The 12,603-nt window shown below is 39.5% G+C and carries 12 protein-coding genes and 1 tRNA gene; 4 read left to right on the top strand and 9 right to left on the bottom strand.

Going from position 1 to position 12,603, the window contains the following annotated elements; all coding sequences use genetic code 11:
* Positions 1-5 precede the first annotated feature (5 nt).
* The 3 genes from lolA to lrp form a co-directional block, all read right to left on the bottom strand.
* The gene (gene lolA / locus AC1HJP_RS11685) at positions 6-638 is read right to left on the bottom strand and encodes an outer membrane lipoprotein periplasmic chaperone LolA (protein WP_480361972.1); all 633 of its coding nucleotides are present in this window, start codon (positions 636-638) and stop codon (positions 6-8) included.
* Complete coding sequence (locus tag AC1HJP_RS11680) at positions 639-3,248, bottom strand: DNA translocase FtsK (protein WP_480361971.1); 2,610 nt, start codon at positions 3,246-3,248, stop codon at positions 639-641. It abuts the gene before it with no gap.
* A gap of 158 nt (positions 3,249-3,406) precedes the next feature.
* Complete coding sequence (gene lrp, locus AC1HJP_RS11675) at positions 3,407-3,886, bottom strand: leucine-responsive transcriptional regulator Lrp (protein WP_480361970.1); 480 nt, start codon at positions 3,884-3,886, stop codon at positions 3,407-3,409.
* A 144-nt stretch (positions 3,887-4,030) separates the two neighbouring features.
* Between lrp and ald the strand changes: the two genes are divergently transcribed.
* Positions 4,031-5,152: an alanine dehydrogenase gene (ald, locus tag AC1HJP_RS11670; protein ID WP_058029738.1), complete on the top strand. Its 1,122-nt coding sequence runs from the start codon at positions 4,031-4,033 to the stop codon at positions 5,150-5,152.
* 84 nt (positions 5,153-5,236) lie between these two features.
* On the opposite strand, the gene AC1HJP_RS11665 is transcribed toward ald, so the two are convergent.
* A complete protein-coding gene (locus tag AC1HJP_RS11665) occupies positions 5,237-5,671 on the bottom strand; it encodes an ATP-binding protein (protein ID WP_480361969.1) in 435 nt (144 codons plus the stop codon).
* Between the two features lie 230 nt (positions 5,672-5,901).
* Here AC1HJP_RS11665 and asnS point away from each other — a divergent pair, with 230 nt between their 5' ends.
* A complete protein-coding gene (gene asnS, locus AC1HJP_RS11660; RefSeq protein WP_475160392.1) occupies positions 5,902-7,299 on the top strand; it encodes an asparagine--tRNA ligase in 1,398 nt (465 codons plus the stop codon).
* Between the two features lie 158 nt (positions 7,300-7,457).
* Here the strand turns inward: asnS and bamJ are convergent, their stop codons facing one another.
* From bamJ to trhO, 5 genes are all read right to left on the bottom strand, one after another.
* Positions 7,458-8,075 (bottom strand): BamJ family beta-barrel-assembly machinery protein, encoded by a 618-nt coding sequence (bamJ, locus tag AC1HJP_RS11655; RefSeq protein WP_138482268.1) that lies wholly within the window; start codon positions 8,073-8,075, stop codon positions 7,458-7,460.
* A gap of 65 nt (positions 8,076-8,140) precedes the next feature.
* Entirely contained in the window at positions 8,141-8,512 is a 372-nt protein-coding gene (locus tag AC1HJP_RS11650) for a hypothetical protein (protein ID WP_480361968.1), read from the bottom strand.
* A 49-nt stretch (positions 8,513-8,561) separates the two neighbouring features.
* Positions 8,562-8,652 (bottom strand) — tRNA-Ser (locus tag AC1HJP_RS11645).
* An 84-nt stretch (positions 8,653-8,736) separates the two neighbouring features.
* Positions 8,737-9,108, bottom strand: a complete 372-nt coding sequence (locus AC1HJP_RS11640; RefSeq protein WP_480361967.1) for a hypothetical protein — start codon at positions 9,106-9,108, stop codon at positions 8,737-8,739.
* Positions 9,109-9,221: 113 nt separating this feature from the next.
* Positions 9,222-10,211: an oxygen-dependent tRNA uridine(34) hydroxylase TrhO gene (gene trhO, locus AC1HJP_RS11635; RefSeq protein ID WP_480361966.1), complete on the bottom strand. Its 990-nt coding sequence runs from the start codon at positions 10,209-10,211 to the stop codon at positions 9,222-9,224.
* A 198-nt stretch (positions 10,212-10,409) separates the two neighbouring features.
* On the opposite strand from trhO, the gene AC1HJP_RS11630 reads away from it, so the two are divergent.
* Together AC1HJP_RS11630 and AC1HJP_RS11625 are read left to right on the top strand one after the other, a co-directional pair.
* Positions 10,410-11,744: a DEAD/DEAH box helicase gene (locus AC1HJP_RS11630; protein WP_480361965.1), complete on the top strand. Its 1,335-nt coding sequence runs from the start codon at positions 10,410-10,412 to the stop codon at positions 11,742-11,744.
* Positions 11,741-12,577 (top strand): CvfB family protein, encoded by an 837-nt coding sequence (locus tag AC1HJP_RS11625; protein WP_480362008.1) that lies wholly within the window; start codon positions 11,741-11,743, stop codon positions 12,575-12,577. The genes AC1HJP_RS11630 and AC1HJP_RS11625 overlap by 4 nt, the downstream gene beginning before the upstream one ends.
* Positions 12,578-12,603 lie beyond the last annotated feature (26 nt).

The following is a 12,603-nucleotide window of genomic DNA, read 5'->3' as shown; positions in this document are numbered from 1 at the left end:
AAAAACTATTCACTTTGTGTTTGGTCGTCAATTACAACATGTTCAGGAATGGTAAAATTAAACAGGTCACTATTTAAAGTACCGTTCAATTTGATATCTGAAAATTTAAACTCAGTTAATTGACCGGATAAATCCACCACCAATATTTTTGAAAGTTGTTTGTCAGTATTAAATTGTAATTCTAACGACTCTACTTGCGAGTCTGTTGTCGATTTAGGGATGATTTTGTAGTTATCTTTAGTCTTAGAAACCTGATACTTTTCCCATTGTGTTTTTGCATTTGTAGTTAATAAAACAAAAGGCGTTGTTTCGATCAGATTAAGACTGGCCATAATGGTCACTTGCTCTGCAAATTCATCGTAATAATAAGCACGATGACCATCAGAAACCAACATAGTTGAGTCAGGCTCTTGTTGTTGCCAATGAATTTTTAAAGGCTGTGCTAACGCTAAGTTACCCGAGCCAGTTTGTAATACTTCACCTTGCTCATCCGTTACTTTTTGATTAAAACTCGCTTTAAACGTCGTCATTTCAGAGAGTTTAGCTTTAAGTTCAATTGCAGCATCTGCAAATGCGGTTTGTGACAAAAACAGCGAAGACAAACCGATTAAACTTGATAATAGTGTTTTTTTCATCATTTAATTTACTCCCCCTTTAGGGACTAATACTTCTCGAGCACCATTGTGCCCTGGTGAACTTACGACACCTGACGCTTCCATTTGTTCAACTAAACGAGCAGCTCGGTTATAACCGACACGAAGCTTACGTTGCACACTCGAAACAGACACCTTGCCTGATTCAATAACAAAGCTAACGGCTTCGTCATAAAGTGGATCAGACTCGTCGTCGCCACCTTCTGGTGTTTCACCCGGTAATAAAATATCTTCAGTGGCATCACCACACAAGATTTCTTCAATGTAATTCGGCTTACCGCGGGCTTTCCAGTCGCTTACAACAGCATGCACTTCATGGTCATCAACAAACGCGCCGTGAACACGAATTGGTACGCTGGTTCCCGGTGGTAAATACAGCATGTCACCCATGCCAAGTAAGTTTTCTGCACCTTGCTGATCTAAAATGGTACGAGAGTCAATTTTACTTGATACTTGGAAAGCCATACGAGTTGGAATATTCGCTTTGATAAGACCTGTAATAACATCAACAGACGGTCTTTGTGTTGCAAGCACTAAGTGAATACCTGCAGCACGTGCTTTTTGTGCTATTCGCGCAATCAACTCTTCAACTTTTTTGCCTACAATCATCATCATGTCGGCAAACTCGTCAATCACAACAACGATACTTGGCAGTTTATCTAGCTCTTCAGGCTCATTCGCCATACCATCTGTGTCTTTGAAAAGGGGATCTAAAATTGGTTGACCCGCTTCTTTGGCCGCAAGCACTTTTTGGTTGTAACCTTTTAAGTTACGAACACCAAGTGCTGACATGAGTTTGTAACGGCGTTCCATCTCGCCAACACACCATCGCAGTGCATTTGACGCTTCTTTCATGTCTGTGACAACCTCACATAATAAGTGCGGAATACCTTCATAGACAGACAGTTCAAGCATTTTCGGGTCTATCATGATCATACGCACATCTTCTGGCGGAGACTTGTAAAGCAAGCTCAAAATCATAACATTTACACCAACAGATTTACCTGAACCCGTTGTACCCGCAACTAATAAATGCGGCATTTTACCTAAATCTGCAACCACAGGCTGACCAGCAATGTCTTTACCTAAAACCATGGTCAATGGTGATGGGTTTTGTTCAAATTTAGGGGCGTTAATTACTTCTGAAAGGCGTACAATTTCTCTGTGTTTGTTTGGTAGTTCAAGACCAACATAGGTTTTACCTGGGATCACTTCTACAACTCGAACACTGACAGCTGATAATGAACGCGCTAAATCTTTTGCTAGACCGGTGATTTTCGCAACTTTAATACCCGGTGCTAAATCGAGCTCAAATCGCGTGACAACGGGACCTGGGTACACCCCCACTACACTCGCTTGAATATTAAAATCAAGTAGCTTCACTTCGACAAGACGAGAAACAGCATCCAATTCTTCTTTTGATATTGGATTTTTCTGTTTATCAGGTCTGTCTAATAAATCGAGTGAAGGAAGTGGATCTTTTGGCGGCTCAGCATTCAGCAATTCTTCAAACTTTTCTTTCGCTGTTGGCTCTGGCACGAAAACTGGTTTTTCAGGTTCTGCTTTTGGTTTTAGTGGTCTTGCTGGAGACTGAACTCGGGTTTCTGGCTCTTGAGCTAGAACAGGTGCATCGTCTAACCCTTGTAACGCGCTAGACGCATCAAAGTCGTCATCATCAATCGCTGAAAAGTTGATTTCTTGCTCTAAAATGTCATCTAATTCATCAAATACATCTGCTCGAGACTTATCCAAATTTGAGCTATCGAGGCTAGGTTCACTTGCCATTGCTGTGCTTGCAGTGTCACGATTTGATTCTGATTCAGTTCTCTTTGTAAATAGCCTGTCTTTTAACTTCGCAATTGGTTTTTGCTCTAGCGATTGTTGAGAAGTAGTTTCAGATTCAGCATGGGTGACTTCGGTTTTATCTGACATATCTTCAAGAGTTGTCATTTCATCTAACTGAACTTCAGTTTCTTGTCTAACAACAGGCTGTACTTGCTTGTTTGATTGGAAGTCTTGGAACTTATTAAATAATAAACGACAAGCTTTAATAACCTTTTCACCGATATAGTCAACAAACTCAACCCATGAAACCCCCGTCATTAAGGTTAAACCTGCAAAGAAAAAACATAATAAAATGATTGAAGTGCCCGTGAATTTGAAAGCCGGGAGCATCGCATCACGAACGACGTCGCCAATAAATCCACCTGAAGACACGTGGTAGATATCATCAAAGTTGATGCTACTAATGGCACTTGCTGAAGACACAAACAAAACTAGCCCAATAAGCCTCAAAGCGAGAGTGACATAGTCAAGGTGAAAAAGCTTATGTGGCTTCTTAAACAACAAATAGCCTGCTAATTGAATAGCTGCAGGAACTAAAAAAGCCATCCAACCAAAACTGACTAGCAAAATATCAGCAACCCACGCACCTGCTGTGCCTGTGATATTTTTTACTTCAAGATATTCACCTGTTTGAGACCAAGCAGGATCTGATGGGTCAAAGCTTATCAAGGCACATAAAGTGAATAATGCCGTGAATGTGCTGACGATCAGGCCAGTTTCAAGTAGCCTCTGAATTCCATTAAGACGCATAAAGTGCGTTTACCCCTAGTTTGCCTTGGTTTAGATTTTTTATTGAGTGCAAGTGATGCTTTTTTGGTAAATCTAAACTTTTGGATATTAAAATCTTTTTTATCTGAATAAGCGCTTAAGCACGCTTTTGTAATAACTATAACAATACCAAGAAATAACTAAGCTTCACAGGGTTTTATTACTTCTCCGAGCTCCCCTTTTACCTCTTCCATAACAACATAAGTGCGACTTTCACTTATATTTGGTAATTGCAGCAGTATGTCGCCCAAAACACCTCGATACTCAGACATATCTGTTACTCGTGTTTTTAGTAAAAAGTCAAAATTACCAGACACTAAGTGACATTCTATTATTTCATCATGCTTTCTCACTGCCTGATTGAATTTATCGAATACATCTGGGCTATTCTTATTTACTGTTACTTCTACATAAACTAAAAGCCCCTGCCCTAACTTTGCTGGGTCAACAACTGCTTTATACCCTTTTATATAGCCTTCTCGCTCTAGCTTTTTTACACGTTCTAAACAAGGCGTTGCACTAAGTCCAATTCTCCTTGCTAACTCTACATTTGAAAGTCTGCCATCTTTCTGAAGTTCTACTAAAATGTTTCTATCTATTCGATCTAACTGTTGGTACATGTGCTTTCCAGAGTTTTAATCTGCCATACGATGCTTTTTAGAATTTATATCTAGAAGATACACTAAAAAAGGTAGGACATACTAGCTAATGACCAATATAATAGTCGAAAATTTTATCCCGTTCTTATATATGAGGCGATTATTATGCTTATCGGTGTACCTAAAGAAATAAAAAACCATGAATACCGTGTTGGTATGGTTCCAGCAAGTGTTCGTGAATTAATTAACCACGGCCACCAAGTTGTTGTTGAAACAAATGCTGGTATTGGCATTGGTTTTACTGACGAAGATTACATTGCAGTTGGTGCAGAAATCTTACCAACAGCTGCTGATGTTTTTGCAAAAGCAGACATGATTGTAAAAGTAAAAGAGCCTCAAGCTGTTGAGCGCGCTATGTTACGTGAAGGTCAAATCCTATTCACTTACCTTCACCTTGCACCAGATCTTCCACAAACTGAAGACCTTGTTAAGAGCAAGTCTATCTGTATCGCATACGAAACTGTAACTGACGCTCGTGGTGGCTTACCACTTCTTGCGCCTATGTCAGAAGTTGCTGGCCGTATGTCAATTCAAGCTGGCGCTCAGGCACTTGAAAAATCAAATGCAGGTCGCGGTATGCTTCTAGGTGGTGTACCTGGTGTTGAGCCTGCTAAAGTAGTTGTTATCGGTGCTGGTATGGTTGGTAATAATGCAGCACAAATGGCTGTAGGCATGGGCGCTGATGTTGTTGTTCTAGACCGTAACGTTGACGTTCTTCGTCGTGTAGACGCGCAATTCGGTAATCGTGTTAAAGCAGTATACTCAACTGCTGACGCTCTAGAGAAGCACGTACTAGAAGCTGATCTTGTAATCGGTGGTGTTCTTATCCCTGGTGCAGCAGCACCAAAACTAGTTACTGCTGAGCACATCAAGAACATGAAGCCTGGTTCTGCAATCGTTGACGTTGCAATCGACCAAGGTGGTTGTATTGAAACTTCTAAAGCAACTACACACGCTGAACCAACATACATCGTTGATGACGTTGTTCACTATTGTGTTGCTAACATGCCTGGTGCTGTTCCGCGTACTTCAACGTTTGCACTTAACAATGCAACGCTACCATACATTATTAAGCTTGCTAACAAGGGCTATAAAGCTGCACTTCTTGAAGACGATCACTTCATGAATGGCTTAAACGTAATCAACGGTCAAATTACATGTAAAGAAGTTGCTGAAGGCTTCAACATGGAATTCGTAGATGCACGTACTGCACTAGAAAATGCTTAATCTATAAGTAGAATGAAAAAAACCCGCTTAAAGCGGGTTTTTTTATTTAATTGCAGAAGTTAAATCTAAATACTTAACCAAGCATTACCATTCAAACATATAGGCCATTTTACTGATGGTTCTTAAAGCGACGTTATGTGTATTACGTTTAGCATATAAATGTTGTAATGATTTATCTTTGATTTCACCTACTACTACTTCTTTGACTTGATAGCCAAGTGCATGGGCTGCTTGTGCATAAGCGACAAACTCCCATTTTTTAATATTTGTGTTATCAACGATCACAAGTGGGATGCCCTCAGAAAGCGCATTGATATAACGAGCAAGATTCAAATTATGAAATTCTGATAGCTTGAATTTATCGAAATGATACTCACCTTGTTCGTTATAAAAATAATCGTCTGTCGCACAAATCGCGTATTGTGTTTCATCACCTGTGACGAGTTCATCGACTAAGTTTTGTGCATAATGGCTTTTGCCTGAACCTGGGAGCCCTCTTAGAATAAAAACTTGCTTCATTGCCTCTCAACTAATTACTTATTTTTATCACTGAATATACGCCAATGATGCCATATTTAAGCAAATTAGTCATGATACTTATACATAGAGAGTTATTTAGTGCTAGTGAGCTGAAAAGAGTTGTCATAAATGGTTTTTTTATTTGCTCATCACAGGTAAGATAATGCCCTCGTACCAAAGGGTACGACAGTTTAAATAATTATTAGAGTAACTAAATCATTGGAGTGAAGATGAGCCACATAGCGATAACGGAGCTACTTAAAGGCACCGTTGCGGTAGACAGCCAAGTAACAGTAAAAGGTTGGATCCGTACACGCCGCGATTCTAAAGCAGGTATTTCTTTCTTAGCCGTACACGACGGTTCTTGTTTTAACCCTATTCAAGCAGTTGTTCCGAATTCGCTCAATAATTATGATGAAGTTACCAATTTAACTACAGGTTGCTCAGTTAGCGTAACGGGTAAGCTGGTTGAATCTCAGGGTCAAGGTCAAGCTTTCGAAATTCAAGCTGATACGGTTGAAGTTATCGGCTTAGTTGAAAACCCTGATACTTACCCTATGGCTGCGAAGCGCCATAGTATCGAATTCTTACGTGAACACGCGCACTTACGTCCTCGTACAAACGTAATTGGTGCAGTGACACGTGTTCGCAATTGTTTATCACAAGCCATTCACCGCTTCTTCCACGAACGTGGTTACATGTGGATCAGTACACCAATCATCACAGCGAGTGACTGTGAAGGTGCGGGTGAAATGTTCCGGGTATCAACATTAGATATGCAGAACCTACCGCTTACAGATAAAGGTGACATCGACTACACTGAAGATTTCTTCGGTAAAGAAGCCTTCTTAACTGTTTCTGGTCAGTTAAATGGCGAAACATATGCAAGTGCGATGTCAAAGATCTACACATTTGGCCCAACTTTCCGTGCCGAGAACTCAAATACGTCTCGTCACCTTGCTGAGTTCTGGATGGTAGAGCCAGAAGTTGCATTTGCTGACTTAGAAGACATCGCTAGCCTTGCTGAAGATATGCTTAAGTATGTATTTAAAGCAGTACTTGATGAACGTCGTGACGATATGGAATTTTTCGCACAACGTATCGAGAAAACAGCGATCTCTCGTTTAGAAGAGTTTGTTGAAAAAGATTTCGCACAAGTTGATTATACTGATGCAATTACAATCCTTGAAAACTGTGGTAAGAAATTTGAGTTCCCAGTTGAATGGGGTGTAGATTTACAATCTGAACATGAACGTTATCTTGCAGAAGAGCACTTTAAAGCACCAGTAGTAATTAAAAACTACCCTCGTGACATTAAAGCATTCTACATGCGCCAGAATGAAGATGGCAAAACAGTAGCAGCTATGGACGTAGTAGCACCAGGCATTGGTGAGATCATCGGTGGCTCTCAACGTGAAGAGCGTTTAGATGTACTAGATGCGCGTTTAGAAGAGATGGGTCTACACAAAGAAGACTATAGCTGGTACCGCGATCTACGTAAGTATGGCACAGTGCCTCACTCAGGCTTTGGTTTAGGCTTTGAGCGCTTGGTTGCTTATGTAACAGGTATGGGCAATGTACGTGATGTTATTGCTTTCCCTCGTACTAAAGGTAATGCAAACTACTAATAAGCATTAGCTTATAAAAAAGCGCCAAATTGGCGCTTTTTTTGTGTGTTACAAATATATGAACCAAAAACTTATGCAAAAAAAATCCCCGTTCAAAACGAGGATTTTTTAGCTGATTCAATTCACTGAGTGAAATTGAAAAAGTGGTAAATTCTTAATTAAAGAACTTCTAATAGCTCAACATCGAATACAAGTGTTGAGAATGGTGCGATTGATGCACCAGCACCACGCTCACCGTATGCTAGGTCATGCGGGATATATAGACGGAATTTAGCACCAGGCGCCATTAGTTGAAGTGCTTCAGTCCAACCTTTGATAACACCGTTTACTGGGAACTCAGCAGGTTGACCACGTTCAACAGAGCTGTCGAAAACTGTACCGTTGATTAATGTACCGTGGTAATGAACGCGTACAGTTGAGTCTGCAGCTGGCTTGTCACCTTCACCTGTTGCTAGAACTTCATACTGTAAGCCTGACTCAGTAACAGTTACTTCTGCACGCTTAGCGTTATCTTCTAGGAAAGCCGTACCTTCAGCAGCTAAAACTTTAGCTTCTTCTTCGCGACGCTTTTGAATTTCTGCATTGATTGCTTCAAATGCAGCTTGGATCTCAGGGATTTCAACACGAAGTGCTTCACCAGCATACGCATCTTTCATACCTTCAAACACTGAGTGAAGGTTAAGACCGTCGAAAGGGTTAGCTTTAAGCTGCTCGCCCATTTGAAGACCGATACCGTAGCTTGCTTTTTCTGCACCTGTATTAAATAAATCAGACATGTAAATTTTCGCTTTTTTAATTTAAAGAATGTTGCAGTGTAACACACTGCAGATTGAGATAAAGGTTACTCTGCTTGCTGCTTGTCCATTAATTTTTTTAGCTCTATCACGACAAATGTTGCAAAAGGTAAGCTTAAAACTAATGAAAGTTTTAACTCTTTACTGTAGTCGATGAGTTGCTCTGTGAAAAAATATCCAAAGCCAATAATTCCAAAAGTACCAACTATGGTTGCACAGAATATTGGCCATACTTTTTCGTACTTCACAATTAAGTGACCAACTAATAGATTAAACAGAAATGTGTAGAGAACGGTGTTAAGAAGGTTAGGGTCTTGTTGCGCATCAATCGATAATTGCAATGCCATTTCCAAGCCACTGACATAGAAAAAACTAAAAATGATCCAAAGTGAAAAACGCTTTACCAAATCAAGTTTCATACTTCCTCCAAACGAAAAAAACCGCCTAAAGGCGGTTTTGGGAATGAGGTGGCGGAGAGATAGGGATTTGAACCCTAGATACGCTATTAACGTATGCCGGTTTTCAAGACCGGTGCTTTCAACCACTCAGCCATCTCTCCGTTGTTGGCGCGAATGATAGAGAGTTTTATAATTCTTGTAAAGTATTATTTTAAAAAAAGAACCAATATTGGATTGTTTGATTACTAATAATACTGTTTTGGTCGTTTTGCTATAAAAGCCCCCATTAAACTCACGCATGTTAGACTTAAGAGTACAAATGCTGAATCAACAAATAACTTTGTGATCTCATCTAAGGTGTAATTTTGTGTATATAAAAGTGGTGTAAATGAAATGCTTCCGACAAAAAGCAACACTTTAAAAGCTCTAGAAAATTCATAGCGTTTGCTATAGTTCATCCACCAGGTAAGCGCTAAAAGCAAAAATGAAGCGGGAAAAAATAGATAGTGAACCTGCTCAGTGACATAAGATGAATAGAAAGAAAGACTAGCTCCAATCAACGACCACAATAGCCAAACCCACCAATTCTCTTTTTCTTTTAAAAATAGATTACCCATAAAGTGTCACATGATTTTATTATTATTAATATCTTTATAAGACTAACAAATATACTGACTATAAAACAACCGTCACGGGAAACAAAAAAGCGCTCAATTGAGCGCTTTCTTAATTATGATTTTAAAGCTTTTCGTTGCGCTTCTTTTTGCTGTTGTTTTACTTGTTTGCGCTGAAGTAAAGCTTCCTGAGCTTCATGCCCGATATGGCCTTCGCCGCGCTCTTGGGCTAATTTCATCTGCTTTTGACGTTCAGCGAAACGAGCACGCTGTTCTTCAGTCACATTGTCGATACAGTGGTGACAAGAAACACCCTCTTCATATTCAGGCTTTTGCTTTTCTTCTTCAGTAATTGGCATACGACAAGCATGACACTGGTCGTATTGACCTTTTTGTAAGTCATGATCAACAGCTACACGGTTATCAAAAACGAAGCACTCACCTTGCCATAAAGATTCTTCTTTTGGTACATCTTCAAGATACTTAAGAATGCCGCCTTCTAAGTGGTAAACTTCATCAAAGCCCTGCTCTTTCATATAAGCAGTCGACTTTTCACAACGAATACCGCCAGTACAGAACATGGCAACTTTCTTATTTTTTGTAGGGTCTAAGTTTTTCTCTGCCCACTCAGGGAATTCACGGAAAGTCTTAGTATTCGGATCGATTGCATGTTTAAACGTGCCGATTTCAATCTCGTAATCATTACGTGTATCAACAACCACAACATCTGGGTCCGAGATAAGCGCGTTCCAATCTTTTGGCTTAACGTAAGAACCAACCACTTTTAGAGGATCAATGCCTTCGACACCCATGGTCACGATTTCTTTTTTAAGTTTTACCTTTGTTCTATAGAACGGACACGTTTCGTCATAAGACTCTTTAGAAACAATATTATCCAAACCTGGTTGTGCATCTAACCAAGTAAGTAATGTATCAATACCTTCACGTTTTGCTGCAACAGTACCGTTAATGCCTTCAGCAGCAAGTAGTAAAGTACCACGTACTTCATTTGCTTCCATAACCTCTAAAAGAGGCTGACGAATTTCTTTGAAGTTTGGTAGTGAAACGAATTTATAAAGTGCACATACAACATATTGAGCAGACATAATATTCCTAATTAGCTTTGAATAAGGCTATTAGTTCTTAAGCACGACTAATAGCTAACTACCGGATCGTAAATCCGGCGCCGGAGGCGGTATTGTACGGATTTAACAAAAAAATGCACTAATAAAGCTAAAATATCCCTGTGTTGCAGAACTCTGTTTGATATAATTGCTGCTTAAACTTTATTTGGAGTAGTAACTTTGCAATTTACCGAATTAGGTATTGATAGCCGCTTGGCTCAACAACTTTCGCACCAAGGGATAGTTTCACCTACTGAAATTCAGGCTCAGGCCGTTCCGACTGCAATCGCAGGTCACGATGTATTTGCACAATCTAAAACTGGCTCTGGTAAGACATTGGCTTTCTTACTGCCTGCAGTGCACAGAATAATGAAGCAAAAAGCATTAAGTAAGCGCGATCCAAGAGCGCTTATCATTGCACCTACACGTGAACTCGCGACACAAGTTTTTAATCAATGCCGACTGTTAATTGCAAGCACCAATATTTCTTTAGTAAAAATTCTCGGTGGTGAGAACTTTAACGACCAAGTGAAAGCACTTCGTAAAAACCCACACATTGTTGTGGCTACCCCAGGTCGCTTGGCTGATCACCTTTCTCAAAACACCGTGCAATTAAACGGTTTAGAACTGTTAATTTTCGATGAAGCTGATCGCATGTTAGATTTAGGTTTCGAAGAACAATTAAATTTAATCAATCAATCTGCAGATCATCGCCTAAGACAAACATTGCTATTTTCGGCGACTTTAGACCATGCACAAGTTGAAGTCACTTCTCGTCAGCTATTAAAAACACCAAAACGCATCATTTTGAGTGATGCGCAACAGAAGCACGACGATATTGAGCAAGCGCTATATTTTGCTGATCACCTTGACCACAAAGAAGCACTTCTCAAACATTTAGTGACAGATGATTCTGTTGGTCAATGCATCATCTTTACAGCTACTAGAAACGACACGCAGCGCATTAGTGAAATACTTAAAGAAATGGATATCTCAGCAGTAGGTCTTGCAGGTGATTTAACGCAAGCTAAACGTTTAGATATTATGGATTCTTTTAGTCGCGGTTTATTCAAAATATTAGTGACCACAGACGTTGCTTCGCGTGGTCTTGACTTGTTAAGCGTCACGCACGTTATTAACTTCGATCTTCCTAAACAAGCTGAAGAATATGTTCACCGAATTGGTCGTACTGGACGTGCTGGCTTTAAAGGTGTTGCAGTATCATTTGTTGGTCCTAAAGATTGGAAGAGTTATCTGGCCATTAAGTCATATTTACACGAAATCCCTGACTTTAAAGTCATTGAAGGGTTAGAAGGTAAATTTAAAGGTCTTAGACCACCAAAGCCGGCCAAAAAAGTTAACCCTAAATCAAAAGATACGGTTAAAAAGGTTAACAAGGTTAACAAAAAACCATATAAAAAACCGATTAAGAAAAATAAAAAGCCTATCCCTGCGCCATTTGACGTAGATGGTGCAGCACCATTAAGACGTAAGCCAAAGCCAACTGAGGAATAATTATGTTAGGCACAAAACAACATTTACAAATCACTGAGCTTTGCGCTGAAGGGGCTTATTTAGACGGCGGTCAACTAGGCGAAGTATTTCTGAAGAAATCTGAAGTACCAGAATATTTAGAAGAAGGTGATAGCGTTCAGGTTTTCATCTACCAAGATAATTTAGGTCACCCAACTGCTACGACTAAAGATGTGATTGCCCAAGTGGGCGATTTCGCTTTATTACGTGTTAAAGAAATAAATAAGGTTGGTGCTTTCTTAGATATTGGTATCGATAAAGATATTTTGTCTCCATACAATGAGCAAAAACCAAAAATGCGTGAAGGCTATAGCTATCTTGTAAAGTTATATTTAGATAATGCAAGTAAACGTATTTGTGCTTCTAGCAACTTAAAGAAATTTTTAGACAAAGAAACACCGTCATATAAACCAAACGAAGAAGTTGATTTAATCGTCGCTTCTAAAACGGATATTGGCTTCAAAGTTATCATTAATGACAGCCACACAGGTGTAGTGTTTTTTAATACCGTTTTCAAAAGGCTGTTTATCGGTCAGAAATTGAAAGGTTTTATCAAACAAGTTCGAGAAGATGGCAAAATAGATGTCGTACTTGAAAAGCAAGGCGTTGAAAAATTTAAAGACCTAGGTGAGCAGATTTTGTCAGAACTTAAAAACTCAGAGGGCTTTATTCCTCTTGGCGATAAATCTGATCCTGAAGAAATTAAGAAACGTTTTGGTTCAAGTAAAGCAAACTTTAAAAAAGCCATCGGCGGTTTGTTTAAGCAAGGCCTGATTGATATCGAAGCTAAGTCTATTTCTTTGAAAGAAAAGTAAACAAAACTACTTTAGAAAAAGGCAGC

This window comes from Pseudoalteromonas sp. NFXS53, assembly GCF_056629255.1.
Note: the sequence above shows the minus strand (reverse complement) of the source record. Positions and strands in the feature narration are given on the sequence as shown.